The 26607-nt window shown below is 61.7% G+C and carries 28 protein-coding genes; 14 read left to right on the forward strand and 14 right to left on the reverse strand.

Annotation, left to right across the window (positions count from 1 at the left end; all coding sequences use genetic code 11):
• Positions 1-53: 53 nt before the first annotated feature.
• On the reverse strand, positions 54-1697 hold the full coding sequence (locus tag ACR0K9_RS03170; protein ID WP_480533124.1) for a CTP synthase: 1644 nt from the start codon (positions 1695-1697) through the stop codon (positions 54-56).
• Between the two features lie 159 nt (positions 1698-1856).
• Positions 1857-2222, reverse strand: coding sequence for a preprotein translocase subunit SecG (secG, locus tag ACR0K9_RS03175; RefSeq protein WP_480533122.1), 366 nt, complete (start codon positions 2220-2222; stop codon positions 1857-1859).
• Positions 2223-2373: 151 nt separating this feature from the next.
• Here secG and nthA point away from each other — a divergent pair, with 151 nt between their 5' ends.
• The 5 genes from nthA (at position 2374) to ACR0K9_RS03200 (ending at position 5743) form a co-directional block, all read left to right on the forward strand.
• Positions 2374-2988, forward strand: coding sequence for a nitrile hydratase subunit alpha (gene nthA, locus ACR0K9_RS03180; RefSeq protein WP_480820706.1), 615 nt, complete (start codon positions 2374-2376; stop codon positions 2986-2988).
• Entirely contained in the window at positions 2985-3662 is a 678-nt protein-coding gene (nthB, locus tag ACR0K9_RS03185) for a nitrile hydratase subunit beta (protein WP_480820708.1), read from the forward strand. Before nthA ends, nthB begins: the two co-directional genes overlap by 4 nt.
• On the forward strand, positions 3659-3994 hold the full coding sequence (locus tag ACR0K9_RS03190) for a nitrile hydratase accessory protein (RefSeq protein ID WP_480820710.1): 336 nt from the start codon (positions 3659-3661) through the stop codon (positions 3992-3994). Before nthB ends, ACR0K9_RS03190 begins: the two co-directional genes overlap by 4 nt.
• Positions 3995-4211: 217 nt before the next feature.
• On the forward strand, positions 4212-5507 hold the full coding sequence (locus ACR0K9_RS03195) for an adenylosuccinate synthase (RefSeq protein ID WP_480820712.1): 1296 nt from the start codon (positions 4212-4214) through the stop codon (positions 5505-5507).
• Entirely contained in the window at positions 5507-5743 is a 237-nt protein-coding gene (locus ACR0K9_RS03200) for a DUF2842 domain-containing protein (RefSeq protein ID WP_480533112.1), read from the forward strand. The genes ACR0K9_RS03195 and ACR0K9_RS03200 overlap by 1 nt, the downstream gene beginning before the upstream one ends.
• A gap of 116 nt (positions 5744-5859) precedes the next feature.
• Here the strand turns inward: ACR0K9_RS03200 and ACR0K9_RS03205 are convergent, their stop codons facing one another.
• Positions 5860-7539: a hypothetical protein gene (locus tag ACR0K9_RS03205; protein WP_480820714.1), complete on the reverse strand. Its 1680-nt coding sequence runs from the start codon at positions 7537-7539 to the stop codon at positions 5860-5862.
• Positions 7540-7661: 122 nt separating this feature from the next.
• On the opposite strand from ACR0K9_RS03205, the gene ACR0K9_RS03210 reads away from it, so the two are divergent.
• Positions 7662-8369 carry a thiamine diphosphokinase gene (locus tag ACR0K9_RS03210; protein WP_480820716.1) on the forward strand — a complete coding sequence of 236 codons (708 nt, stop codon included), beginning with the start codon at positions 7662-7664 and terminating at the stop codon, positions 8367-8369.
• Here ACR0K9_RS03210 and ACR0K9_RS03215 read toward each other — a convergent pair.
• The 4 genes from ACR0K9_RS03215 to ACR0K9_RS03230 are packed head-to-tail and all read right to left on the reverse strand — an operon-like array spanning position 8314 to position 11780.
• Entirely contained in the window at positions 8314-9228 is a 915-nt protein-coding gene (locus ACR0K9_RS03215; RefSeq protein ID WP_480820718.1) for a DMT family transporter, read from the reverse strand. The two genes, ACR0K9_RS03210 and ACR0K9_RS03215, sit on opposite strands and share 56 nt — an antisense overlap.
• Positions 9229-9265: 37 nt before the next feature.
• Positions 9266-9682, reverse strand: coding sequence for a GFA family protein (locus tag ACR0K9_RS03220; protein WP_480820720.1), 417 nt, complete (start codon positions 9680-9682; stop codon positions 9266-9268).
• A gap of 21 nt (positions 9683-9703) precedes the next feature.
• The gene (locus tag ACR0K9_RS03225) at positions 9704-11077 is read right to left on the reverse strand and encodes an L-serine ammonia-lyase (protein WP_480820722.1); all 1374 of its coding nucleotides are present in this window, start codon (positions 11075-11077) and stop codon (positions 9704-9706) included.
• Position 11078: 1 nt separating this feature from the next.
• On the reverse strand, positions 11079-11780 hold the full coding sequence (locus tag ACR0K9_RS03230) for a glutathione S-transferase family protein (RefSeq protein WP_480820724.1): 702 nt from the start codon (positions 11778-11780) through the stop codon (positions 11079-11081).
• Positions 11781-11944: 164 nt separating this feature from the next.
• On the opposite strand from ACR0K9_RS03230, the gene rpiA reads away from it, so the two are divergent.
• The 6 genes from rpiA to ACR0K9_RS03260 all read left to right on the forward strand — a co-directional run bounded on the left by rpiA (position 11945) and on the right by ACR0K9_RS03260 (position 18143).
• Positions 11945-12730, forward strand: coding sequence for a ribose-5-phosphate isomerase RpiA (gene rpiA / locus ACR0K9_RS03235; RefSeq protein ID WP_480820726.1), 786 nt, complete (start codon positions 11945-11947; stop codon positions 12728-12730).
• Between the two features lie 129 nt (positions 12731-12859).
• Complete coding sequence (gor, locus tag ACR0K9_RS03240; RefSeq protein ID WP_480820728.1) at positions 12860-14218, forward strand: glutathione-disulfide reductase; 1359 nt, start codon at positions 12860-12862, stop codon at positions 14216-14218.
• Between the two features lie 71 nt (positions 14219-14289).
• Positions 14290-15432, forward strand: a complete 1143-nt coding sequence (gene hflK, locus ACR0K9_RS03245; protein WP_480820730.1) for an FtsH protease activity modulator HflK — start codon at positions 14290-14292, stop codon at positions 15430-15432.
• Positions 15432-16328 (forward strand): protease modulator HflC, encoded by an 897-nt coding sequence (hflC, locus tag ACR0K9_RS03250; RefSeq protein ID WP_480820732.1) that lies wholly within the window; start codon positions 15432-15434, stop codon positions 16326-16328. The genes hflK and hflC overlap by 1 nt, the downstream gene beginning before the upstream one ends.
• The gene (locus ACR0K9_RS03255; protein WP_480533090.1) at positions 16328-16522 is read left to right on the forward strand and encodes a DUF2065 domain-containing protein; all 195 of its coding nucleotides are present in this window, start codon (positions 16328-16330) and stop codon (positions 16520-16522) included. Before hflC ends, ACR0K9_RS03255 begins: the two co-directional genes overlap by 1 nt.
• 154 nt (positions 16523-16676) lie before the next feature.
• Complete coding sequence (locus ACR0K9_RS03260) at positions 16677-18143, forward strand: DegQ family serine endoprotease (RefSeq protein WP_480821375.1); 1467 nt, start codon at positions 16677-16679, stop codon at positions 18141-18143.
• A 230-nt stretch (positions 18144-18373) separates the two neighbouring features.
• Here the strand turns inward: ACR0K9_RS03260 and ACR0K9_RS03265 are convergent, their stop codons facing one another.
• From ACR0K9_RS03265 to ACR0K9_RS03285, 5 genes are all read right to left on the reverse strand, one after another.
• Positions 18374-19042 carry a Crp/Fnr family transcriptional regulator gene (locus tag ACR0K9_RS03265; RefSeq protein ID WP_480820734.1) on the reverse strand — a complete coding sequence of 223 codons (669 nt, stop codon included), beginning with the start codon at positions 19040-19042 and terminating at the stop codon, positions 18374-18376.
• Positions 19043-19149: 107 nt separating this feature from the next.
• Positions 19150-19755 (reverse strand): inner membrane-spanning protein YciB, encoded by a 606-nt coding sequence (locus ACR0K9_RS03270; protein WP_480533086.1) that lies wholly within the window; start codon positions 19753-19755, stop codon positions 19150-19152.
• A 16-nt stretch (positions 19756-19771) separates the two neighbouring features.
• On the reverse strand, positions 19772-20674 hold the full coding sequence (locus ACR0K9_RS03275; RefSeq protein WP_480820736.1) for an EamA family transporter: 903 nt from the start codon (positions 20672-20674) through the stop codon (positions 19772-19774).
• Between the two features lie 87 nt (positions 20675-20761).
• Positions 20762-21898, reverse strand: a complete 1137-nt coding sequence (gene ftsY, locus ACR0K9_RS03280; protein ID WP_480820738.1) for a signal recognition particle-docking protein FtsY — start codon at positions 21896-21898, stop codon at positions 20762-20764.
• Between the two features lie 29 nt (positions 21899-21927).
• Positions 21928-22596, reverse strand: a complete 669-nt coding sequence (locus ACR0K9_RS03285; protein ID WP_480820740.1) for a lysoplasmalogenase — start codon at positions 22594-22596, stop codon at positions 21928-21930.
• Positions 22597-22720: 124 nt separating this feature from the next.
• Between ACR0K9_RS03285 and ACR0K9_RS03290 the strand changes: the two genes are divergently transcribed.
• Entirely contained in the window at positions 22721-23116 is a 396-nt protein-coding gene (locus tag ACR0K9_RS03290; protein WP_480533078.1) for a hypothetical protein, read from the forward strand.
• 2 nt (positions 23117-23118) lie between these two features.
• On the opposite strand, the gene ACR0K9_RS03295 is transcribed toward ACR0K9_RS03290, so the two are convergent.
• Both ACR0K9_RS03295 and xseA read right to left on the reverse strand, forming a co-directional pair.
• Positions 23119-23766, reverse strand: coding sequence for a glutathione S-transferase family protein (locus tag ACR0K9_RS03295; protein WP_480820742.1), 648 nt, complete (start codon positions 23764-23766; stop codon positions 23119-23121).
• Between the two features lie 3 nt (positions 23767-23769).
• On the reverse strand, positions 23770-25260 hold the full coding sequence (xseA, locus tag ACR0K9_RS03300) for an exodeoxyribonuclease VII large subunit (protein WP_480820744.1): 1491 nt from the start codon (positions 25258-25260) through the stop codon (positions 23770-23772).
• 75 nt (positions 25261-25335) lie between these two features.
• On the opposite strand from xseA, the gene purD reads away from it, so the two are divergent.
• Positions 25336-26598: a phosphoribosylamine--glycine ligase gene (purD, locus tag ACR0K9_RS03305; RefSeq protein WP_480820746.1), complete on the forward strand. Its 1263-nt coding sequence runs from the start codon at positions 25336-25338 to the stop codon at positions 26596-26598.
• Positions 26599-26607: the final 9 nt, after the last annotated feature.

Genomic DNA, 26607 nt, shown 5'->3' on the forward strand with positions numbered 1-26607 from the left:
GGCGCGTAAAGATGTTTCGCGCCGACGGGTACAATACTGTTATCGGGCCGTGATCAGACTAGACGCGAAGTGTCCTTGGCCGCGCGCACGAATTCGCGGAACAGGGGGTGCGGATCGAAAGGTTTCGATTTCAGTTCCGGGTGGTACTGAACGCCGATGAACCACGGGTGATCCGACCACTCGACGATCTCGGGCAGGCGGCCATCCGGCGACATGCCCGAGAAGTTCAGGCCGGCCTTTTCAAGCTGTTCGCGGTACTTGATGTCGACCTCATAACGGTGACGGTGGCGTTCCTCGATCTGGGTGCCGCCATAGACCTCAGCCACTTTCGAGCCTTCGGCCAGAACCGCGTTATAGGCGCCCAGACGCATCGTACCGCCCTTGTCGTCGCCGACCTTGCGTTCCACCTTGTGGTTGCCCTGCACCCATTCCTTCAGGTGGTAAACCACCGGTTCGAAACGCTTTTTCCCGGCCTCATGGTCGAACTCCTCGGACCCGGCCTCGGTAATGCCCGCCGCGTTGCGCGCGGCTTCGATCACCGCCATTTGCATGCCGAGACAGATGCCCAGATAGGGCACTTTGTGTTCACGCGCGTATTGCGCGGCCTTAATCTTGCCCTCGGTGCCGCGTTCGCCAAAGCCGCCGGGGACGAGGATGGCGTGGTAGCCTTCCAGATAGGGGGCGGCGTCTTCGGTGTCGAACACCTCGGCATCGACCCATTCGATCTTGACCTTGACCCGGTTGGCCATACCGCCATGAGTCAGCGCCTCGGCAATCGATTTATAGGCGTCTTCCAACTGGGTGTATTTGCCGACGATGGCGACCTTTACCTGACCTTCGGCGTTGTGGATGCGGTCGCTGACATCTTCCCATTTGGCCAGATCGGGCTTGGGGGCCGGGCTGATCTGGAACGCGTCCAGAACCGCCTGATCCAGACCTTCGCGGTGATAGGCCAGCGGGGCGTCGTAGATGGTGCTGAGATCCTGCGCCGCAATCACGCTGTCGGGGCGGACGTTGCAGAACAGGGCCAGCTTCTCACGTTCTTTCTTCGGGATCGGACCTTCGGAGCGGCAGACCAGAATGTCGGGGGCCAAACCGATTGAGCGCAGCTCTTTCACCGAGTGCTGGGTCGGCTTGGTCTTCAGCTCTCCGGACGCCTTGATGTAGGGCAGCAGCGTCAGGTGCATGAACAGACACTGGCCACGCGGCTTGTCCTGACTGAACTGACGGATGGCCTCGAAAAAGGGCAGGCCCTCGATATCGCCGACGGTGCCGCCGATCTCGCAGAGCATGAAATCAACTTCATCCTCGCCAATGGCGATGAAATCCTTGATCTCGTTGGTGACGTGCGGAATGACCTGAATGGTCTTGCCGAGGTAATCGCCGCGGCGTTCCTTTTCCAGGACGTTGGAATAGATCCGCCCGGAACTGACCGAGTCGGTCTTGCGCGCGGCCACTCCGGTGAAGCGTTCGTAATGGCCAAGGTCCAGATCGGTCTCGGCCCCGTCGTCGGTGACGAACACTTCGCCATGTTCGAACGGTGACATGGTGCCGGGATCGACGTTCAGATAGGGGTCAAGCTTGCGCAGACGCACCGAATATCCACGGGCCTGCAACAGTGATCCCAGCGCCGCCGAAGCCAGTCCTTTGCCCAAGGACGAAACCACACCACCAGTGATGAAAATAAAACGCGCCATGTTTTTCGGCTGCTCCCGTGAGACGTCATTATCAGCTGCCCGGCGGTTCGAAAAAACCGCTGCATCACGGGACTTCACATATAAAGGATTCGCGCGTGCAGCGCAAGAGAACCGCAAGATGCTGTTGCAGTTCTCCTCCGATTTTCTAGGTTTTGTGGCTTAGTCGGCCTGCGGGATCAGCGGCGCGTTGTCGCCCTGTGCCGGTGGCAGCAGGTCATCCGCCGACGGAACCGCCGGTGTGCTGTCCTCGGTCGCGGCCGGGGCCGGAACGCCCAGACGGTCGATCACCGAGCTGCCCGAGGATTTCTGGGCCGCCAGAATGGTCAGCGTGATCGAGGTCACGATGAAACAGGCCGCCAGGATCCAGGTCACCTTGCCCAGAGCCGTCGCTGCGGCGCGACCGGTCATGGCGCCACCGCCGCCGCCCCCCATACCAAGGCCACCGCCTTCGGACCGCTGCATCAGAACAACGGCAATCAGGCCCAAGGCCAACAGAAGGTGGATGATGAGAACGACGTTTTCCATGGTGGTCCTGTACAGCGAGACGTGTATCGCGTGGTACTTATGCAAGTTTGATCTTGGGGGCAAGTCAGGAGTTCGCATCACCATGCGTGATGTATCATATCACGGTAAAGGGACTGGACAGACCGGTAAATCCTGACGCAGGCTCTGGCCCATGCCGCATGACGATCACGACCACCCGCACGCCTTATTGCCGCCGGAACCCGCTTTGCGCGTCAAAGCGCTGGAAACGATTCTGACCCGGAAGGGGCTGATCGACCCGGCCGCGCTGGATGAAATCATCGACACCTATCAGAACCGGATCGGCCCGCAGAACGGCGCCCGCGTTGTCGCCAAGGCGTGGAGCGATCCTGACTTCAAGGCCGCCTTGCTGGAGGATGCGACGCCTGTCATTGCCGATCTGGGCTATTTTGGTCGGCAGGGCGAACATATGGTCGTGGTGGAAAATACGCCTGCGCAGCACAACATGGTCGTCTGTACCCTGTGCAGTTGCTATCCGTGGCCTCTGCTGGGTATCCCGCCCGGCTGGTACAAATCCGATGCCTACCGCGCCCGCGCTGTGCGTGAGCCGCGCAAGGTGCTGGCCGAGTTCGGTGTCACCTTGCCCGAAGGTACAGCCGTTCGCGTCTGGGATTCGACCGCCGAGATCCGCTATCTCGTCCTGCCCATGCGCCCCGCCGGAACCGAGGGCATGACCGAGGATGAACTGGCCGCGCTGGTGACCCGCGACAGCATGATCGGTACAGGCTTACCCAAGGAGCCCTCATGACGCGTGTACATGACATGGGCGGACGCTTTGGCGACGGTCCGATTCATCCGGAATCTGAAGATGCCCCGGTTTTCGCCGACGACTGGCAGGCGCGCGCTTTGGCGGTGACGGTGGCCGCGGATTCTTTGAGGCAGTGGAACATCGATGTTAAACGACACGCGCGCGAGCGGCTGTCGCCCAAGGATTACACCCGCTTTTCATATTACGAGATATGGATGGCCGGGCTTGCCGATCTTCTGGTGGGGAAGGGTGTGCTGACCCTGGACGATCTGAGTGAGGTGTCCGCTGACGCAGATCACCCTCTGGCTGCGCGAAAGCTGTTGGCCGAGAACGTATCGGCGGCTCTGGCCAAAGGCGGCCCTGCGGACCGTCCGTCGAATGTCGCGGTCAAGTTCGAAGTCGGACAGGCGGTGCGCACGGCGCGCCCCAGCGCCAACAGATTGGTAGACGGCGGGCATACGAGGCTGCCGATCTACGCCGCCGGCGCAACGGGCCGCATTCTCAGACTGCACGGCACACATGTTTTGCCCGATTCCAACGCCCACGGGCTGGGCGAGGCGCCTGAACCGCTCTACGCCGTGATCTTCCCGGCCTCCGAGCTTTGGGCTGACCCGGAACATCCCGGCGATGAAGTGGTTCTGGACCTTTGGCAATCCTATCTGGAGCCCGCATGACCACATGTCTCACCCATACCGCGCCCGAGCCGGTTTTCGCCGAACCCTGGCACGCTCAGGTCTTTGCCGTCACCGTTGCGTTGAATGAGGCCGGGCGTTTTGACTGGCCCGACTGGGCTGATCGCTTTGGCGCAACCCTAAAACGGAATGGGCTGAGCCGGGAACTGGATGGGGGCGAGGATTACTTCAATGCCTGGCTCGAAACGCTGGAGGCGATGCTGGCCGAGCAAGGCGCCGCTCCAGCCGATGATGTCGCCACACTGCAGTGCGCCTGGGAAGAGGCTTATCTGACCACGCCTCATGGCCAACCGGTACGCTTGTTGCACCGTTAGAAGGGGGCGCTGCCCCCGCCGCCCGTTCCGGGCGACCCCCCCCGGGATATTTAGAGCCAGATGAAGCAGGGGATCCGCGCTTCATCTGGCCAAAAATATCCCCGCCAGAGGCATCGCGCGTAGCGCGATTTCCCCATGCGGCGAAATATCGGTTTCCCTGCCGACTGAGCCTCGTTATATCAGCCGGGTTTGATATCTCAGCGCAAAAGGACCGGATATGGCCAATGTGGTTGTTGTCGGCGCCCAGTGGGGCGACGAAGGAAAAGGCAAGATTGTCGACTGGCTCAGCGAACGGGCGGACGTGATCGCGCGTTTTCAGGGCGGGCATAATGCCGGGCATACGCTGGTCATTGATGGCGAAGTTTACAAGCTGAACGCGCTGCCTTCGGGTGTTGTGCGCGGCGGCAAGCTGAGTGTCATCGGCAACGGCGTCGTTCTGGACCCCTGGCATCTGGTGAACGAGATCGCCTCGATCCGGCAGCAAGGGGTGGAGATCACACCCGAGACACTGATGATTGCCGAGAATACCCCTCTGATTCTGCCAATCCATGGTGAATTGGACCGGGCGCGCGAGGAAGCGGCCAGTAAGGGCACCAAGATCGGGACGACCGGTCGCGGTATCGGCCCGGCTTATGAGGACAAGGTCGGGCGCCGTTCGGTCCGTGTGGCCGATCTGGCGGATGACGCCACGCTTGAGGCGCGCGTGGACCGCGCGTTGCAGCACCACGATCCGCTGCGGAAAGGACTCGGCATCGAGCCGGTCGATCGCGATGCACTGGTGGCGCAATTGAAAGAGATTGCTACTGAGATTTTGCCCTTTGCCGCGCCGGTCTGGAAGGTGCTGAATGAAAAGCGCAAAGCGGGTAAGCGCATTCTGTTCGAAGGGGCGCAGGGGGCGCTGCTGGATATCGATTTCGGCACTTATCCATTTGTCACCTCGTCCAACGTGATTGCAGGGCAGGCGGCGACGGGTGTGGGCATCGGCCCGGGCTCGGTCGATTTTGTGCTCGGCATCGTCAAAGCCTATACAACCCGCGTCGGCGAGGGGCCGTTCCCGACCGAGTTGGATGATGACGACGGCAATCGTCTGGGCACCCGCGGGCATGAATTCGGGACGGTAACAGGCCGCAAGCGTCGCTGTGGCTGGTTCGATGCCTGTCTGGTGCGCCAGACCTGTGCCACCAGCGGTGTGAACGGCATTTCGCTGACCAAGCTGGATGTTCTGGACGGGTTCGAGACGCTGAAAATCTGCACGGGCTATGAGCTCGATGGCGAGCAACTGGATTATCTGCCCACAGCCGCAGACCAGCAGGCGCGCTGCACGCCCATTTACGAGGAAATGCCGGGCTGGAGTGAATCCACCGAAGGCGCGCGCAGCTGGGCCGAGCTGCCGGCGAACGCGATCAAATATGTGCGCCGGGTCGAAGAATTGATCGAATGCCCGGTTGCGCTTTTGTCCACTAGCCCGGAGCGGGAGGATACCATTCTGGTAACCGACCCGTTTGCTGACTGATGAGCGGCGAGGACAAGCCCGGTCTCAGCTATAAGGCGCGGCGGCGGTGGTCGCTGGTGCTGCTGTTGATCGGGCTGCCGCTCTATATCGTTGCGGTTGTGACGATTGTGAACTGGCTGGATCGCCCGCCGATCTGGCTGGAACTACTGGTCTATGTCGCGCTGGGCATTGTCTGGGTCCTGCCATTCAAATTCATCTTCCGCGGGGTGGGCAAGGAAGACCCGGATCAGAACTGAACGCCTCGATCTAAGGCGCGGAATGGGGCTGGGCGGTGAGCGCTAGCTCATAAGGAAAGGGCCAGAGTTTTCTCTGGCCCTGTCGCGTTTCGAGGGGGTTAATAAATGCGCCGGGTTCAGCCCGCAGCGCGTTCGTCGTCATCCGGGCGGAACCCGATCTGGGTCGAGGCGGCGAAACGACCGCCACCGGCTTTTTCGATCTTGCCGTCGCGCAGCAACTGGCCGAACGAACGCAGGCTTTCTTCGCGATTGAACGCATCCTGCTTCAGCGAGCGGACCTTGTTCATCAGTTGCGGGCGCGAGAACTGTTCCTGACCTTCGATGAAGGACAGGTATGAGGCAGCGGCTTCCAGCAGATCGGGCAGCGATTGCGCGCCCTGTTCCTGCGCGAAAGTGGCAAAACCACCTTCTTCATCCGCATCCTGTTCCGCCGTGGTCACGCGGCGCGGCATGACCGGGCCGGTGTCGGCGTCGTCGGTATCGATGCGCTGTTCCGCGACCAGCTTCAGCGGCGCAGCAGGTTCGGCTGCGGGGCGTTGACTGGTGACTTCGACCTCGGGGCGGCGGGGGCTGACGACCGAGGCGAGATCGCCGCGATAGTCATCTTCACGCTCTTCGGTGGTGTCCTTGCCTTCGGCGCGCTCGGCCTCGGTTGCGGCGACGGCGGTGCGCAGGTGTGAATAGGTTTCGCGCTGATCGCTGGTCGACGGATCGTCGAGCTGCGCCCCTGCTTTGTCCATCAGGCGCGAGACATCCTCGTCGAGACCGGACATATCCGACCGCTCAGCCGAAATACCCGCTTCAAGCTCGGATTCGACCAGCGCAATCTCGTCCAGCAGCAGCGCTTCATCCTCGGCCGAAATCACATCGCGCGAAATGTCGGCCAGTGTCTCCGAGGCCTCTTCCTCGTCGGTCTCGGACTCGTTGAGAATATTGGTCTGGTCTTCGGCCTCTGCCTCGGGCTCTTCATCGAGATCCGAGAACAGAACGTCACTGTCTGTGACCTGATCCTGCTGTTCTTCTTCCTCGGCTTCCTCGGCGGGTACCAGCGCGGTGACATCGCCTTCGTCCTGCTCGATGGTCACCGGCAGGGCGGTCGTCAGATCGTCGGCGGGGGCTTCGGCCTCTTCCATCTGGGAGGCCGGTTCGGGAAGGTCCTCGATCAGATCTTCTTCGGGACCTGTCGACAGGTCGGCCTCGGGGCTCACAGCGGGCGCGGAGTCTACAACCGGCTCGTCCAGATCGGCGGGGCTGAGCGCGCCGGCTTCGAAGGCAGCCGAGATGGCATCGACCTTGGGTTTGGCGGGCTGAATATAGCCGTTGTCTTCATCCTCGGAATAGGCGGTCTGCCCGTCATCGGAATGCGAAACCACGGCCCGGATACGCTGCAGCTTGGCGGCGATACTGTCGGCTGCAGGTTCCTCGGTCGGGGCCGAGGGGGCGGCGCTGACCGGGGGCTGTGCGGGCGCCTCTGTGGGGGTCTGTACGGGTGCAGGTGTCGGCGCAATGGCAGCGGGGGTCGGTGCTGCGGCGGCGGTTGTATCAGAGGCGCGCAGAAGCAGGCCGGTGTCGTTCTGGCTGGCCTCGACCTTACGTGCGACATCACGCTGGGCAATACGGGTCAGCATTTCGGCGTCTGGCTGAGGGGGCTCGGACCCGAAATAACGGTCGTCCGCTGCGAGGTCCCTGAAATATTCGGCAATGGCTTTCATCGTTTCGAATGAATCGTCGAAGCCTTCCAAAGTGCACGAGAAGGTTCCGTAAGAAACGGTTAACACCTTGTTGTTCTGTACCATCAGACGCACGTCCTCTACAAACTACCAGGTCACATTGCCAAACACAGATTTAGGCAATCGACTTTAAACTGTAGCCATGAGTCTATCAATTTGTGGTCTCATTATGTCCAAAACCGGGAAATATGGTCAATCTTGCGAAAAATGAGTCAATTGTTCGGTCCGAGGGGCCAATCGGGCTGTTTGGCGGCGGGGAAATCGGGCCTGAAGACGTGAATCTGGTGCTGAATCGCGTCGATTCTGCGATTGCGGCGGATAGCGGCGCCGCGGCGCTGATTGATTCGGGGCGCATTCCGGACGCCGTGATCGGGGATTTCGACTCGCTTTCGCCTGCTTGCAGGTCGCGGATTCCCGAGGATCGGTTGTTTCCAATTCGTGAACAGGACAGCACGGATTTCGACAAGGCGCTGCGCAGTGTACAGACCCCTCTGATCCTGGCTGCGGGGTTTCTGGGTGCGCGGGTGGATCACCAGTTGGCGGTGTTCAACAGCCTTGTGCGCAGGCCTGACAAGGCCTGTCTGCTGCTGGGCGCGCGCGAAGTCGTGTTCCATGCGCCGCCGCGTATCACGCTGGATCTGGCCGCGGGCGCGATCGTTTCATTGTTTCCATTTCGTCGCATAACGGGGCAGAGCAGGGGGCTGGAATGGCCGATTGACGATCTGGTGCTGGAACCGGACGGGCGGGTCGGGACCTCGAACCGCGCGCTGGGTGAATTCACGCTTGAGGTTGACGGACCGGGGCTGTTGATGATGGTGCCGATCGGGGCGCTGGATCAGGTCATGCAGGCGTTTCTGTCGGGCCGGACCGGGCGTTGGCCCGCTCGTGCAGAATGACATAGAGACCCGCGGCGATGGTGATCAGGATGCCGATGGCGGCCATGCCATTGGGCAGGTCGCGGAAGATCAGCCAGCCGATCACGGTGGCTACCGGGATTTCCAGATACTGCATCGGGGCCAATGTCGCCGACGGCGCATAGCGCAGCGACCATGTCATCAGCAGATGCGCGACGGTGCCCAAAGCGCCGATCGCAAAAAGCAGCCACAATGTTTCCCGGTCTGGCATGACGAATGAGAGCTGATCGATACCAGCGCCGGTTCCCAGTATCAGCACCGGCAGCAGCGCAACTGTGGCCATTGCCCCCGACACCGCCTGCAGCGAGACCGGATCGGTCTCTTTCGCGATCTGGCGGGTCACCAGCATGAACAGCGCAAACACCACCGCGACGATCAGCGGCAGCAGGGCGGGGGCGCCCACCTCGGCAAAGCTGGGCTGGATTACCAGCAGCGTGCCGATAAAGCCGACGACGCAGGCCATCAGACGCCGGGGGCCGACTTGCTCAGCCAGAACGAATTTGCCCAGCAACAGCATGATGAAGGGCATCACAAAGGCGATGGCCACCGCATCCGCCAGCGGTAGGAAGCGCAGCGCGCCGAACATCGCCGAGATGCCGATGATGTGCAGGATCGTGCGGATCGCCGTCAACCGCAGCACCCGCCCGCGCATCCGCCAAGAGCGGCCCGTCGCGGCAAGCAGCGGGGTCAGGATAAGGATCTGAACCGCAAAGCGTACCAGCACCAGCAGACCGATGGGTGTCGTCTCGCCCAGCACTTTGGCCATGGCATCGCCCAGTGGGGCGAGCACGCAAAAGCCGAGCATCAAGACGATGCCGAAAACGGGACGATCCTGGGTCATGGCGCGACGCTAGCGGTTTCGCGGCGCGGTGAAAAGGTCAGGCGTCGGGCAGCGGCTGCACCTTGGTATAGTCCGGGCCGATGCAGGTGGGCAGCTCGTCGTTCAGGTGCAGCCAGCCAAGCTTTTCCTCATGGGCCACATGCAAGGTGGGCGTCAGTGCCTCGGGGTTTTCCAGAGTGGCCACATAGAGGTGCAGCACATCCGACATCTTGGCCGAGCGGAACGAGATCGGCGTGCCGCAATGGGGGCAGAAGCTGCGCTCGACTCCCGGAGAGGAATTGAAGCGTTTCGGTTCTTCGCCTGTCCAGCGCCAATTGCCATCGCGGATGGCGAAATAAGTGGTCATCGGCGCAGCGCATTGGCGGCGGCAGCTGTCGCAATGGCAAGACACGCAGGACAGGATGGGGGGATCGACCTGATACGCAATCCTGCCGCACAAACAATGTCCACGCATGATGTCCCCTCCGTTATGACCTCAGCAGTTCGGAACGTTCACGGCCAAACCGCCCAGAGATGTTTCCTTGTATTTCTCGTGCATGTCCTCGCCAGTCTGGCGCATGGTTTCAATGGCCGCGTCCAGAGGCATGAAGTGCTTCCCGTCGCCGCGCAGCGCCAACGACGCCGCCGAGACGGCTTTGATCGCGCCCAACCCGTTGCGCTCGATACAGGGCACCTGAACAAGACCCGCGACTGGATCGCAGGTCATGCCCAGATGATGTTCCAGCGCAATCTCGGCTGCGTTCTCGACCTGCTCGGGCGTGCCGCCCATAACGGCGCACATGCCTGCTGCCGCCATGGCTGAGGCGCTGCCGACCTCGGCCTGACAACCTGCCTCAGCGCCCGAGATTGAGGCGTTGAACTTGACCAGGCCACCAATGGCTGCGGCGGTTAAGAGGAAGTCTTCAATATGGCTTTCAGATGCGCCCGGAACATGGTCGAGATAATAGCGCAGAACCGAAGGCAGCACGCCAGCAGCACCATTGGTTGGGGCGGTGACGACCTGCCCACCGGCGGCGTTTTCCTCGTTCACGGCCATGGCGTAAACGCTCATCCAGTCGTTGATCGTGTGCGGTGGGTTCAGGTTCATGCCGCGCTCGGCCAGCAGCGCGTCGTGAATGCCCTTTGCGCGGCGGCGCACATTCAGGCCACCGGGCAGGATGCCATCAGTGGTCAGGCCGCGCTCGATACAATCGTTCATCACCTGCCACAGACGGGCCGAACCCTTGGCGAAGCTTTCGGCACAGCCGCGCGCGATTTCGTTGGCGCGTTTCATCTCGGCAATGGATTTGCCGCTGGATTTCGCCATCTCAAGCATCTCGGCGGCTGATTTGAACGGGAAGGGCACAGGCGCGCCTTCGTCGGTGGCTTTGCCTTCGGCCAGTTCCTCTTCGGTCAGAACAAAGCCGCCGCCGATGGAATAGAACACCTGCCGCAGGATCACGTCGCCCTGCGCATCGGTGGCCATCAGGATCATGCCATTGGCATGGCCGGGCAGGTTGTGGTCGTAGTCAAAGATCAGATCGGCCTTGGGATCGAATTTCAGGGTGGGCAGCCCGTCGGGCGTGACCGTATGCGTTTCCGCAATCGCGGCCAGCGCGGCCTCGGCCTTGGTGTTGTCATAGGTGTCCGGCACGAACCCGGCCAGACCCAGAATGGTGGCCCGGTCGGTGGCGTGGCCAACGCCGGTAAAGGCCAGTGATCCGTGCAAGGACCCGCGCAGGCCGGCGAATTCGAAGGGCGAGGCGCGCATCATGTCCAGAAAGCGCGCGGCGGCAACCATTGGCCCCATTGTGTGTGACGAGGACGGGCCGATGCCCACTTTGAACATATCGAAGACAGAGAGAAACATGTCAGGTAGCTGAGCCTTCTGGAGGTGTGGCGTGTATGGGTGAGGTGAACGGGGTCGCTCCAAGACCTTCGGCCGCGATTGCGGTTCGGGTGGCGGGGCGGGTTTCAAGCTTGACCAGGATGCGGTGCAGATAGGGCGTGTCAGCCAGTTGGTACCAGCTGCGATCGGCCTGCGCGGGATAGAGCGCCATCCAGCGCATCATGCAGGCCAGATAGTATGTCAGAACCGAAGGCTGGTCGGCGCGCAGCCAGTCCGGGGCTTGCGCTGCCACCGCATCCAGGTTTTGCAGATGAGTGCGCAGCCGCGGGCGCATTCCGGTCCGCAGAGTATCGGCCTGATCGGGGTCGATGTATTTTTCCGCATAGAACAGGATGCGCAGATCGGCGTGCAGGGTGTTCGATGCAAAGAACAGCCATTTCAGAAACGCGGCGCGTTCCGGGCTCTTGGCGGTCGGGGCGAGGTGCTCGTGCGTATCCGCCAGCCACAGCAGAATGGCGGCGGTCTCGAATACCGGCCCATGGGGCGTTTCGAGCACCGGGATCAGCCCGTTGGGGTTCAGCGCCCGATAGGCCGCACTGTCCTGCGCGTTCTGGCGGCGATCGACCAGAACGGTTTCATAGGGCAGGCCCATCTCTTCCAACACCAGCCGGATCACCAGCGAGGCGTTGTCGGGGGCATAATGCAGGCGGTACGGCGTCTTCATGTCCTCTATCTACGTCGCACGTCACCCTTATACAGCGCCGATTGCGACGTTTCCTATCGGAAAGGCGTATTTCGGACATATGTCTGCAGGGTTGCGGACGATTTGCCTCTCGCAGTTGAGGGGGGCATTCCGTATAAGGCGAGCAGAATGCCTGGGGGTGAAGAATGAGCAATGATTTGTCGCCGATCGACAAAGCCAAATTTGTTGCGGCCTATCGCGCAGCGGATTTGGTGGAAGACGGCATGCGCGTGGGGCTGGGGACAGGCTCGACCGCAGCGTGGCTGGTGCGCCGTTTGGGGGAGCGCGTGCGTCAGGATGGGTTGAAGTTCCGAGGGGTGCCGACCTCGACCGCGACGGCGCAACTGGCGCGCGAGGCGGGAATCGAGGTCATTTCGCTGGATCAGGCCGGGTGGCTGGACCTGACCATCGATGGTGCGGATGAGTTCGATGGCGAGTTCAATCTGATCAAGGGCGGCGGGGCAGCCTTGCTGCAGGAGAAAATCGTGGCCACGGCCAGCGACCAGATGGTGGTGATCGCCGATGCGGGCAAAGAGGTGGAAACGCTGGGCGCGTTCCCTCTGCCGGTCGAGGTGATCCCGTTTGGCTGGCAGACCACCCGCACCCTGATCGAAGAGACGCTGGATTCGCTGGATGTGCTGGGCACCACGGTCACCCTGCGCATGAGCACAGAGGCGCCGAAGGTTACGGATGAGGGCAACCACATTCTGGATCTGCACCTCAAACGTATCGGCAATGCCCGGCAGCTGGCCTTGGTGCTGAACCAGATCCCCGGCGTGGTCGAAAACGGGTTGTTCATCGATATCTGTGACAAGGTCGTGGTTGGCTATGGCAATGGCCGGGTGGAGCTGCGCAACCTCAACGAGGGTACGGTTCAGACCGATATGCTGGGCGACGACGGGGACAATCTGTTTTCGGATCTGGCGGATTAAGTCCGGGTAGATGATCCATGGGCGTTGAAAGAAAACCCAAATATCTGTTGGCCGGGGGTTGGCAGCCGGGAATTCAGGCCCAGATAACCAAGGCCTTTTGGCCATGCGGAATAAAGAAGGAACGCACCTATGAGCTTTGACTATGATCTGTTCGTCATCGGAGGCGGCTCGGGCGGGGTTCGCGCGGCGCGTGTGGCGGCGGGTGAAAACGGGGCCAAGGTGGCGCTGGCGGAAGAGGACCGCTATGGCGGGACCTGCGTGATCCGGGGCTGCGTGCCCAAGAAGCTGATGGTTTTTGCCAGCGAGTTTTCCGGGATGGTCGGCGATGCGCAGGAATACGGTTGGGATATTCAGCCCGGTGCGTTCAACTGGGATACGTTCCACGGCAAGCTGGTTGCCGAGCTGGACCGGCTGGAAGGCATCTATCGTAACATCCTGAAAAACAATGGCGTCGAAAGCTTTGACCAGCGCGCCCGCGTGGTTGATCCGCATACGGTCGAGCTGGCCGATGGTACCCGCAAGACGGCCAAGCATATCCTGATCGCCACTGGTGGCCGCCCGGTCGTGCCCGAGTTTCCGGGCTCGGAACTGGCGATTACGTCGAACGAGATTTTCCATCTGGAGAAGCTGCCCGAAAGCATCCTGATCGTCGGCGGCGGCTATATTGCCTGTGAATTTGCCGGGATCATGAACGGGCTGGGGGTCAAGACGACTCAGTTCTATCGCGGCGCGCAGATCCTGCGGGGCTTTGACGATGAAGCGCGCGGGCTGATCAGCGAAGAGATGTGCCAGAACGGTATTGATGTGCATCTGGGCACCAATGTGCTGGAAATGGCCAAGGACGGCGACAAGATCCGGGTCAAGGCCACCAACGGGTCCGAGCAGTCGTTTGACGTGGTGATGTATGCCACGGGACGCGCGCCGAATGCGGATGATCTGGGGCTGGAAGCCTTAGGTGTCGAACGCGGCCGCAAGGGTGAGATCGTCGTGGATAAGTACAGCCAAACCGGCGTGCCCTCGATCTACGCCATTGGCGACGTGACCGACCGTGTCAACCTGACCCCGGTGGCGATCCGTGAGGGCATGGCCTTTGTCGAGACCGTGTTCAAAGGCAACCCGACGCCGGTGGATCACGAGCTGATCCCGACCGCGATCTTCACCCAGCCCGAGATGGGCACCGTAGGTCTGAGCGAGGAAGAGGCCGCCGCGCAGGAACCGATCGAGGTCTATGCGACCTCGTTCAAGCCGATGCAGAAAGCGTTTGCGGGCGGTACGCAGCGTGTGCTGATGAAGCTGATCGTGTCGCAGGCGACGCGCAAGGTGCTCGGGTGCCACATTGTTGCGCCCGGGGCGGGTGAGATGATCCAGCTGGCTGGTATTGCCGTAAAAATGGGCGCGACAAAGGAAGATTTCGATCGCACGGTTGCAGTTCACCCGGTGATGGCCGAGGAACTGGTGACAATGCGGCAACCTGTACGCACGGCTTGATTTGCAACCGCGCGCACACACGTTACAAGGGAAGCCGTGATCACACGGTCCAATACAAGGAAAACACACATATGGCGGGCAACAGCGGCGGCCCCTGGGGGGGCGGAGGCTCATCCGGTGGCGGAGGAAATCGGGGTAACAACGGGGACGGGCGCAAGCCCCCCGAAGGCGATGGCCCGCAGATCCCCGAGATCGACGAGCTGATGAAAAAAGGCCAGGAGCAGCTGCGCGTCCTGATGGGCGGTCGCGGCGGCGGTGGCCGTGGTGGCAGCGGTCAGGGTGGCGGCGGTGGTCCGGCGTTCACCAAAGGCACGGTTGCCATCGGGATCGTGGCTGCGGCGGTGCTGTGGGGGCTGGCCAGCTTCTACACCGTCAAGCCCGAAGAACAGTCGGTTGAGCTGTTTCTGGGTGAGTTCTCGGCTGTCGGTAATCCTGGTCTGAACTTTGCCCCGTGGCCGTTTGTGACCGCCGAAGTTATCCCGGTCACCCGCGAACAGAACGAAGACATGGGCGGCGCGCGTGGCAGCGACGATGGTCTGATGCTGACCGGTGACGAAAATGTGGTCGATATCGACTATCAGGTCGTCTGGAACATCAATGACCCGGCCAAGTACCTGTTCAATCTGCGCGACCCACGTCAGACGATCCGCGCCGTGTCAGAATCGGCCATGCGCGAGATCATCGCGCAAAGCGAACTGGCCCCGATCCTGAACCGGGATCGTGGTATCATCGCCGAACGTCTGCAGGAGCTGATTCAGCTGACGATGGACAGCTACGATTCGGGCGTGAACATCGTCCGTGTGAACTTTGACAAGGCTGACCCGCCGCAGGACGTGATCGCCGCCTTCCGCGACGTTCAGGCCGCCGCGCAGGAGCGTGACCGCCTGCAGAACGTGGCGGATGCCTATGCCAACCGGGTTCTGGCGGAAGCGCGCGGTGAAGCCGCGCAGGTGCTGGAAGAGGCCGAGGCCTATCGCGCCCAGCAGATCAACAGCGCCCAGGGTGAGGCCAGCCGTTTCAGTGCCGTTCTCGAGGAATATTCCAAAGCACCGGACGTGACCCGCAAGCGTCTGTATCTGGAACGGATGGAGCAGGTTCTGGGTGACGTGGACAAGATCATTCTGGATGAAAACTCGACCGGATCAGGGCAAGGCGTCGTGCCATATCTGCCGCTGAACGAACTGCGCCGTAGTCAGACCGAGGGGAACAACTGATGCGTAAAGCAACATTCATTCTGCCGGTCATCGTGATTGCGATTGTCGGTGTTTTGTCCTCGATTTTCATCGTGGACGAGCGTGAACGCGCGCTGGTTCTGCAGTTTGGCCGCGTCGTTGCGGTGAAAGAAGAGCCCGGTCTTGCGTTCAAGATCCCGCTGATTCAGGAAGTTGTCCGCTATGACGACCGGATCCTATCGATTGACGTACAACCGCTGGAAGTGACGCCTCTGGACGATCGCCGACTGGTGGTTGACGCCTTCGCCCGCTATCGGATTTCCGATCTGGAGCAGTTCCGTCAGGCCGTTGGTGTCGGTGGCATCCCGGTGGCCGAGGATCGTCTGGACCGCATCCTGCGCGCAGAAACGCGTGAGGTCCTGGGTTCGGTATCCTCGCGCGATATCCTGAGTTCGGATCGTGCGGCGCTGATGCTGCGCATTCGCAACAGCGCCATCGCCGAAGCCCGCGCACTGGGCGTCAGCGTGATCGACGTGCGCTTGAAGGCGACCGACCTGCCGCAGGCGAACCTTGAGGCCACATTCGACCGGATGAAGGCCGAACGGGAACGTGAGGCAACCGACGAGCGCGCCCGAGGTAACGAAGCTGCGCAGCGTGTGCGCGCGCAGGCCGACCGGACCGTAGTCGAGCTGGTCTCGGACGCCAACCGCGAGGCCGAGATCATTCGTGGTGAGGCCGATGCCGAACGCAACGCGATCTTCGCCGAAGCTTATGGTGCCGATCCGGAATTCTTTGAATTCTACCGCTCGCTGACCGCTTACGAGAATGCCCTGCAAGGCAGCAACAGCTCATTGATCCTGAGCCCGGATTCCGAGTTCTTCAACTATCTTGCCTCGCCGACTGGTCGGCGAGCACCAGCGGCTGCGGCTTCTGAATAATGGGTATGATCCTTCTGGCCTTTGGGCTGGTGCTGATTGTCGAGGGGCTGGCCTATGCGCTGGCCCCTTCGCTTATTGAACGTATGCTTGAGGCGCTGAGGGCGTTGCCGGAACAGGCACGGCGGCTGCTGGGGCTGCTCTGCGTCGTCAGCGGTTTTATCCTGCTATGGGGTGCCTATCAGGTCGGGTTTTAAGTCAAGGTTCTCACTTGCCGGTGATTTCCCCCCGTTCCCGAGTTGCGGGCTTGGACAAACTGACTACATTGGTTGTCGAGGGCGGGGCGCAGGCTAGTTCCCGCTGAAATATGTTCGACAAGGAGAACCCCAAGTGCAGGCGAAAGCGCGCAGTATGTCCGTCCGGCGGGACGATGTTGGTGTTATGGTGCGGCTGATGTGGCTGGCCTTTCTGGGGATGGTGCTGGTTCTGGCGCAGACCCTGGCCGCGCAGGCGCGCGACAGTCTTGCGCCGCTGGCCGAAAAGATCAGCCCGGCGGTGGTGAACATCACCACCTCGACCCTGATCGAAGGGCAGACCGGCCCGCAGGGGATTGTACCCGAGGGTTCCCCGTTCGAGGATTTCTTCCGCGAGTTTCAGGATCGCAATGGCGGCAACGGCGAAAACCGCCCGCGCCGCAGCAATGCGCTGGGATCGGGGTTTGTGATCTCGGAAGACGGTTTTATCGTCACCAACAACCATGTCATCGCGGAAGCGGATGAAATTCTGATCGAGTTTTTCCCCGGCGACGGTCAACCCGCCGAGGAACTACCCGCCAAGGTGATCGGTACGGATGAAAAGACCGACATCGCGCTGCTGAAAGTCGAGGCCGAAGGGCCGCTGAAATATGTCCAGTTCGGCGACAGCGACACCATGCGCGTCGGCGATTGGGTGATCGCGATGGGCAACCCGCTGGGACAGGGCTTTTCGGTGTCCGCCGGAATCGTCTCGGCCCGGAACCGGGCGCTGAGCGGGTCTTATGACGACTACATCCAGACAGATGCGGCGATCAACCGGGGCAACTCGGGCGGGCCGCTGTTCAATATGGATGGTCAGGTGGTCGGTGTGAACACCGCGATTCTGTCGCCCAATGGCGGCTCGATCGGGATCGGGTTCTCGATGGCGTCGAACGTGGTGATCAAGGTGGTCGATCAACTGCGCGAATTTGGCGAGACCCGCCGCGGCTGGCTGGGCGTGCGCATTCAGGACGTGACCGAGGACATGGCCGAGGCGATGGGGCTGGACAAACCCGGCGGCGCGCTGATCAGCGATGTGCCGGAAGGTCCGGCGAAAGAGGCTGGCCTGCTGGCCGGCGACGTGATCATCAGCTTTGATGGTGTCGAGGTCGAGGATACGCGCGCCTTGGTCCGTCAGGTGGGTGAAACCACGGTGGGCAAATCGGTGCGCGTGGTTGTGCACCGCGATGGCGGCACCCAGACCGTACTGGTGACGCTGGGCCGTCGTGAGGACGCCGAGCGTGTCGACGAGGGCGGAGAGCCCGAGTCTGAGGCACCGACGGAAGAGGACAAGGATGTTCTGGGCCTGACTATTGCACCGCTGGGTGACAACCAGCGCGAGGAACTGGGTTTGGATGCCGATGCCAAAGGTCTGCTGGTGACAAATGTCGACGAATCCTCGGAAGCCTTTGAGAAGGGGCTGCGCGCCGGTGATCTGATCACTGAAGCCGGGCAACAAGCGGTAACCTCGATTGCGGATCTTGAAGCGCGGATGGATGAGGCGCGCGAGGCAGGACGCAAATCGCTGCTGTTGCTGGTCCGCCGTGGCGGAGAACCCAGATTTGTGGCGCTGAGCCTGGAATAACGGCTTAAGCGAACAGATCGGATAAACAGGCCGGGGTCACGATCCCGGCCTTTTTTCATGGTTTGTTAAGAAGAAAGCCATATGCCGGGGATGGCATATGGCTCTGGTACAGGGAGAGATCGGTGGACAGATATCGGGGATGATAAAACCGACCTCCTACGGTAACAGGATTGACCTTAGGGCAATCTTTTAGGCTCGTATGTGAAGCGGATCACATCTGTGCCGAAAATTTAGATTAAATCGGATTCGGCCAGTTGCCGCAGGGCGTCGAGATCGTGAATCTGCAGCCCCCCGCGCGAGGCTTCGACCACGTTGTCGCGCTTCCACGTCGAGATGGTTTTTGACACCGCCTCGCGCGTGGCGCCGACGAATTCGGCCAGTTCGCTTTGCGACAGGGTGATGCGGGCACTCGGCGTGTCCTGCTGACCAGCCAGATGCAGCAGCTTGCGCGCCAGCCGGATCGGCATCGGCAAAAAGACCTGTTCGTTCAGCTGATCGCCCATCCAGCGCATGCGCACACCGGCAAGGCGGATCAGGTCAACCGCCAGATCGGGGTTCTTCCGGATCTGATCCATTACATCCTTGTGTCGGACCCGCAGAACCTTGGCGGGGTCTGCAGCGGTCACCGTGGCGGTCCGGGGGCCGCTGTCGAACAGCGCAATCTCGCCAAACACTTCGCCCGGGCGCATCAGCCTGAGCGACAGCTTGCGCCCGCTCATGGCCAGGAAGGACACTTCAAGCGTGCCCGACAGGATTGCAAAAAGCGCGTCACCCGGATCGCCTTGTTCGAACAGTACATCGCCGCTGTCGAGTGTCACCTCGGAAGCCAGTGAGGCCAGCATCTTGCGCAGCTCTTCTGAAGCTTCGGACAGGAATCCACTATTGGGAAATGCCATCATTCGGGCGGAAGTCTCCGGTGGTGAGTGGTGCGAGTCTGTTCAACTTTCCACAGCTTCGCGCCCAAGCCAAGCTGTTTTATCGGGTTTTCCTGATGTTTGGTGGTCCGCTATTGCTGATCCGGATCGTCCATATAGCGTTGCAACATGCTGAATTGCAGCATCAGAAAGCCCATCAGCGCGATGGGAAATCCAAAGGTTTCGATCTTGACCCAGAGGTCGGTCGACAGCGTGCGCCAGACCAGCTCATTAGCCACCGCAAGCACCGCGAAACAGGCGCAGAGGCGGCGGGTCAGGATCATCCAGCCTTCGTGCTGCATGGGCAGCATCTCGTCCAGAACGTAAGCCAGGTAGGATTTTCGCTGCAGTAGGCCGATGCCGAGGATGAGGGAAAAGAAGCCGTAGACCAGCGTGGTTTTCATCTTGAAAAACCGCTCGTCATTGAACCATGCGGTGAGGCCGCCGAAGAAAATCACCATGAACGCGGTGAAAATCTGCATCCGGCTGAGCTTGCCCGTGAGGTACCAGAGGATGCCCATCGCGGCCAGCATCAATGGCACAAACAGGATCGTGGCGACGATGAAGCCCGAATATTCAATGCCGCCGATCACGAAATTGTCATCACGCAGGCGCAGGTAGATGAGGAAGAAAGCCAGCGGCGGGCCAAGCTCCAGCACCTGTTTCAGGAATGGGTTGATGTCTTTTTTCTCTGCCATGATTCCGACCTGCTGCTTACCCGCCCATTTCAACTATTACGGCGCCGAGTGCAATCAATGCCATCAGCGCGATGCGTCTGGGGCCGACGGTTTCTTTCAGCACCAGCCAACCGATGAGAGCGGCAAAGACGGTGGAAGTTTCGCGCAAGACCGCGGCCTCTCCGACCTTGTCGAGGCGGGTGGCGAGCATGATGGCGCCGAAGGACAGCGGGGCAATGATCCCACCGGCAAGGCCACGCAGCATCAGCGGGCCGAGGGCCGGGCGGTGGATCATGGCCCGGTATCTGAGCGCGGCATAGATCGGCATCGCGGCCCCGTCGATCATGAAGAACCACGCGAGGAAGGTGAACGGGTCGGCTGTGGCGCGGATGCCGTAGGCGTCATAGGTGGTGTACAGCGCCACGAAGAGGCCGGTGGCAAACGCCAGAGCGAGAGCGATGCCCAGCGTCTCGCGATTGGTTTCGAGATAGCGCAGATTATAGGCGGCGAGGCCGAAGATGCCTGCCAGCAGAGTGGCAACGCCGAGCCATTGGATTGAGGAGAAGGTTTCTCCGAACAGAAGATAGGCCCCGATGACGGTAAAAAGGGGACCGGTCCCGCGCACCACCGGGTAGACGACTGTGTAGGACCCTTTGGTATAAGCGGCGGCTTGCAGGACCTTGTAGCCGATATGGATCACCCAGACGGTTGCGAAGATTGGCCACATATAGGGTTCGGGCCATGGCACGACGAAGAAGGCAAAAGGCGCTGCCATAAGGCAGTAGCTGGCATCGATCGCGCCGCGTGACATCCACGGATCATGGCGGCCTTTTTGCAGCGCACCGAAAACGGCATGCAGGAAGGCGGCCATCAGCGCCAGACCAAGGGCCAACTGGTGGCCTGCTTCGGTGCCTTCTAATGAGATCAGCCAGTCGCTCAAATCAGGGCTTTCGCTTGGGCGGAGAGGGTGGGGGGCTGTCTGCCCCCCACACCCCCCGAGGATATTTATGGCCAGATGAAGGGCGGATCAGGTTTGCAGGCCGGTCAGAGCGGCGGCGAATTCTTCCGGATCGAAGGGGGCGAGGTCGTCGATCTGTTCGCCTACGCCAATGGCATGGATCGGAAGGCCGAACTTGTCGGCGAGCGCCACGAGGACGCCGCCCTTGGCGGTGCCGTCCAGCTTGGTCATCACGAGGCCCGAGACATCGGCCAGTTTGCGGAAGGTTTCCACCTGGCTGAGCGCGTTCTGGCCGGTGGTGGCATCCAGCACCAGCAGCGTGTTGTGCGGGGCGGTATCGTCGACCTTGCGGATGACGCGGACGATCTTGGCCAGCTCCTCCATCAGGTCGGCGCGGTTTTGCAGGCGGCCTGCGGTGTCGATCATCAGTAGATCGGCGCCTTCGTTTTGCGCCTTGGTCAGGGCGTCGAAGGCCAGCGAGGCGGGATCAGAACCTTCGGGGGCCGTCAGGACGGGCACGCCTGCACGGTCGCCCCAGACCTGCAGTTGTTCGACGGCAGCGGCGCGGAAGGTGTCTCCGGCGGCGATGACAACTTTCTTGCCCGCCGCTTTGAACTGGCTGGCCAGCTTGCCGATGGTGGTGGTCTTGCCCGAGCCGTTGACGCCCACGACCAGCACCACCTGTGGGCGCTTAGGGTAGATCGGCATCGGTTTGGCCACAGGCTCCATCACACGGGCCACCTCTTGCGCCAGCAGTTGTTTGATTTCCTGGGTCGAGAGTTTGCGGCCAAAGCGCCCCTCGGCCATGTTGGAGGTAACGCGCAGGGCGGTGTCGACGCCCATGTCGGAGGTGATCAGAAGCTCTTCGAGCTGTTCCAGCATGTCGTCATCCAGCGTGCGGCGGACAACGGCTTGGGTGTCGCTGCGGCTGAACAGGCGGCCCAGCAGCCCCTTGGATTCGGGAACCTCGGGCGGCGGCGGTGCTGGTGTGGGATCGGCAGGGATCGGTGCGGGCGGTTCGACCGGTTGAGGCTCTGGCGCCGGGGATGGAACTTCGGGCACCGGTTGCGGTTCGGGCTGCGGCTCGGGGATCACCGGGTCGGGCGTTGTTTCCTCGCCGCCATCCTCGACAATCGCGTCCAGCCCCTGTTCGAGGCGCGAGGAGGATTTGAACAGCTTGTCCTTGAGCTTTGAGAAAAACGCCATGTCTTGGTCTCCGCAGGTGTTCCCCCCACCTAATGCGGAATTGCGGCAGTTGCAAAGGGTCCAATGAAGGCGATCAGGAACCCGGCCTGCGCCCCCCAGTAAAGCGGCCAGACCATATAGGGTGTCAGCCTGAGGGCTGGGTGATCGGCGGGCAGCAGGAATTTCTCGGTCGCTAGGATCAGGTCCGAGGCGATGAAGGCCAGCGCAGCGGGCAGGGCCCAGCGTAATGCGCTTGCCTCGGGCAGGGTCAGAACCGCAATGCCCATGCCGAGGATGATCGGGATATAGCCGAGGACGGGACCTTTGAGCGCGCCTGCGCGGGGGGTGAGCAGGGTGGCCATGATGATGCCCAGTACAAGCAGGGACCAGAAGATCGCCGGTTGGGTCAGGATCAGGCCCGGGTCGCTGGCCGGATGGGTCAGAAACAGCGCGATATAGGCCAGGTGCCCTGCAGCAAAGGCGGCGATCCCGGCCATGAAAGTGGTCTCGGTTTCGCGTGACAGCAGGGCATCGCCGATAGCGCAGAGCGCGAGCGCAAGGATCAGCAGCCAGGGCGCGACCGTGAGCCCTGCGACGAGGGCCAGCAGCGCGACAGAAGCGGTTTTCAGCAGGGTGCGCAGCCCCCCGGCGGCACGGGCGGTGAGGGGCATGTAGGCCAGCGCGCAGGCGGCTGCGGCCCAGAACAGGAGTGTCGGCATCATTTGTCCCCGTGGGTTTACGCGCATGTCGCCATGGTTTCGGGGATGCATCAAGATGTGACGTGGCGGAGGCCGCGCGAAAGGGTGAATGGCGCAGGCGGGCGGCATCTGACAGAATGTGGGCATGATCAGATTGTCGATGATTCTGCTGGCGCTTGGGGCGCAGATTGCTGCGGCGCAATCGCCTTTGTCGGGGGCGGAGTTTGATGCCTATACCCGTGGAAAAACCTTGTTTTACGGGTTTGACGGTCAGGCCTATGGGGTCGAACGGTATCTGTCCAACCGCCGCGTCATCTGGTCGTTTCTGGATGGTGATTGCAAGGAAGGAGTCTGGTACGAGCGCGACGGTCAGATCTGTTTCCTGTACGAAGACCGGCCGGACCCGCAATGCTGGGTCTTTACCGAATCCGGGGGTGGGTTGATTGCGCAGTTCGAAGGGGACCCGACGGCAACCGAGCTTTATGAGGCTGAAGACATTGGCGAAGAGATGCTTTGCTATGGGCCGGAGATCGGGGTCTGAGATCAGGGGCCTGCGAGTTTTAGCTCGTCATAGCTGATCATGACGTGACGCTGAAACGCGGGCCTGCGGGTCAATGCCTCGTAGTAGCGGCGTAAGGCAGGGAGCGCTGCGCGCCTGATATCGATATCGTAATACCGGAACAGAATGTGACCTAGCTGGATATCGGCCAGCGTCAGGGTCGGGCCTGCCAGATACTCGGTTCGGGACAGCTGCGCATCCGCGATGGCCAGCCGGGAGTCCAGAGACGAAACCGCCTGTGCAATCCGGGCATCGTCGCGCAGGGCCGGAGCGGTGCGTGCGACCTGCCAGAAGACCGGCACGGTGAAACCCATCGCGACGTTGATCTTTGCCCATTCGGCCCATCTGTCGATCTCAGCACGTTGCACGAGATCCGAAGGCCAGAACCCGTCATCGCCATATCGGGATGCGAGATAGCGCAGAATGGCCCCCGTCTCCCACAGGGGAGAGGTGTCGCCATCCTGAAGCACCGGGATGGTCCGGTTCGGATTGAGCTTGCCGAATTCGGGGCTGTCCAGCCCGCCGAATCTGTGGCCGACATCATGGCGTTGGTATTCCAGTTCCAATTCGCCAACGCACCACATCAGCGCCTGCACGTTCGAAGATGTTTTGCGGCCCCAGATCGTCAGCATCGGTCAGAACAGGGACCCTTGATCCGGTGTGGGTGGCTTGGGCGGGCGCTGCTTGGATTTGATAGTGCCGCTCTGACCAGTGCTGAGCGTGCCGTCGGCGAATTCGATCTCGAGGGTTGTATGCTGCTCGGCCTGCGCCTTGCGGGTCAGAACCTGATCCCCGGCACGAACAACGGCATAACCACGGTCCAACGTCGCCTTGTAGCTGAGTGTTTCGCGCAAACGGTCGGTGGCGTCCAATTGTTGGCGCAGGCGGTCCAGGCGGGTGGTCTGGGCGGTGTTCAGACGTTCGGACAGGCGGTTCAGCGTCTCACGGCGGGTCTCCAACTCGCGTTGAATTGGACGCAGGGACAGGCGCGATGACAGGTTGCGCCAGCGGTCGCGGCGGGTTTCGACCAGTCCACGCAGGGTCGAGGGGCGCAGATGCGCCGAGGTGTCCAACAGTTTGACCCGGCGGTTCTGAACACCCCGGATCAGGGCGTTGGGCAAACGCTCGGCCACCTGATCGAGCCGTTGGCGTGGCGTGTCTAGCAATGTCTCGGCGCGCGGCAGGGCGCGAGAGAGGTCGCGCAGGCGTTGGCTGCGCCGCTGTACGGCGTCGGTGGCGGCACGGGACAGACGGGCACCTTGTTCATTGGTCCAGGCCAGCAGTTCCATGCGCACGGGCACCGCCAGTTCGGCGGCGGCGGTGGGGGTCGGGGCGCGTCGGTCCGAGACATAGTCGATCAGGGTCGTATCGGTCTCATGCCCCACGGCCGAAATCAACGGGATGGTCGAGGCGGCGGCGGCGCGGGCCACGACCTCTTCGTTGAAGCCCCAGAGGTCTTCGATCGAACCGCCCCCGCGCGCGACGATGATTAGGTCGGGGCGGGGAAGGGCTCCGCCCGGGGTGAGCTGGTTGAAGCCTTCGATGGCGCGGGTGACTTCGGGGGCGCAATTCGCGCCTTGGACGGCGACGGGCCAAATCAGCACCTTGCGGGGAAAGCGGTCGCGCAGGCGGTGCAGGATGTCGCGGATCACCGCGCCAGAAGGCGAGGTGACGACCCCGATGATCTGCGGCAGGTAGGGTAGGGGTTTCTTGCGCTCGAGAGCGAACAAGCCTTCGGATTCGAGCTGTTTCTTGCGCTTTTCCAACAGCGCCATCAGCGCGCCTTGTCCGGCGACGGCGACCTCATCGACGTTCAGGTTGTATTTCGATTGCGCCCCGAAGGCGGTGAGGCGACCGGTGACGACGACTTCGAGCCCCTCTTCGGGAACCACGGACAATCCGGAGATCTGGCCTTTCCACGTGGTGCAGGCCAGCACGTTCCGATCATCCTTGATGTCGTAATACAAATGCCCCGAGCGGGCTTTGAACACGCGGCCAACTTCGCCGCGGACGCGGATTCGGCCAAAGGTGCCTTCCAGCATGCGCTTAACCTCTCCGGATATGTCCGAGACGGTGTATTCGGGTGTATTCTGGCCGGGAATGGGGTCGTCTAGCAGGTCGGACATTTCAGCGCCTTGTGTCAAATGCCTGCCCAGCTTAGAACGCCGCGAAGGCGAGGCCAAGCAGATCGGAGAGCAGTCATGAACATCCTTATTCTCGGCAGCGGGGGGCGCGAACACAGTCTGGCCTGGGCGGTGATGCAAAACCCCAAATGCGACCGTCTGATCGTGGCGCCGGGCAATGCCGGGATCGCGCAGATCGCAGATTGCGCCGCGTTCGATATTGAAAATGGCGGGGCGGTGGTCAGCTTTGCCGAGGAAAACGCGATTGATTTCGTGATCGTTGGCCCTGAGGCACCGCTGGCGGCGGGTGTTGCGGATCGTCTGCGCGAGGCGGGTGTGCTGGTCTTTGGGCCTTCCGCCGCCGCTGCGCAACTTGAAGCTTCAAAAAGCTTCACCAAGGAAATCTGCGACGCCGCCAACGCGCCGACCGCGGCCTATGCACGGTTTACCGAGGCTGACCCGGCCAAGGCATATATCCGCGAGCAGGGGGCACCCATTGTGGTCAAGGCCGATGGCTTGGCCGCAGGTAAGGGCGTGATCGTCGCCATGGACGAACAGACCGCGCTGGAGGCCATCGATGACATGTTCGGCGGTGCCTTTGGTGGTGCCGGCGCCGAAGTGGTGATCGAAGAGTTCATGGAGGGCGAAGAAGCGTCCTTGTTCGTGCTGTGTGACGGCGAAGACATCCTGTCCATCGGCACCGCGCAGGACCACAAGCGCGTGGGCGAGGGCGATACCGGGCTGAACACCGGTGGCATGGGCGCGTACTCTCCAGCCCCGGTGCTGAGCGCCGAGATTGAGGCGCGGGCCATGGACGAGATCATCCGTCCGACCATGACCGAAATGAAACGGCGCGGCATGCCGTTTCAGGGGGTGCTGTATGCCGGTCTGATGATCAAGGAGGGTCAACCGAGGCTGGTGGAATACAACGTGCGCTTTGGCGATCCGGAATGTCAGGTGCTGATGATGCGGTTGGGTGCGCAGGCCATGGACCTGATGCATGCCGCCGCCGAAGGTCGGTTGAGCGAGACCCGCGTGAACTGGGCAGACGATCATGCGATGACCATTGTGATCGCCGCGAACGGGTATCCGGGCTCCTATGAGAAGGGATCGGTCATTTCTGGGCTGGATGCGTTGCCGGAAGACAGCAGCAACATGGTATTTCACGCCGGGACCAAGGCGGTGGACGGGCAAGTTGTAGCCTCGGGTGGCCGTGTCCTGAACGTTACCGCGCGTGGGGAAACGTTGCAGGCGGCGCGGGATCGGGCCTATGCGATGGTGGAGGGCGTCGATTGGCCCGAAGGGTTTTATCGGCGCGACATCGGTTGGCGGGCGCTGTGATCTGATTGC

This window comes from Ruegeria sp. L12 (assembly GCF_056531745.1).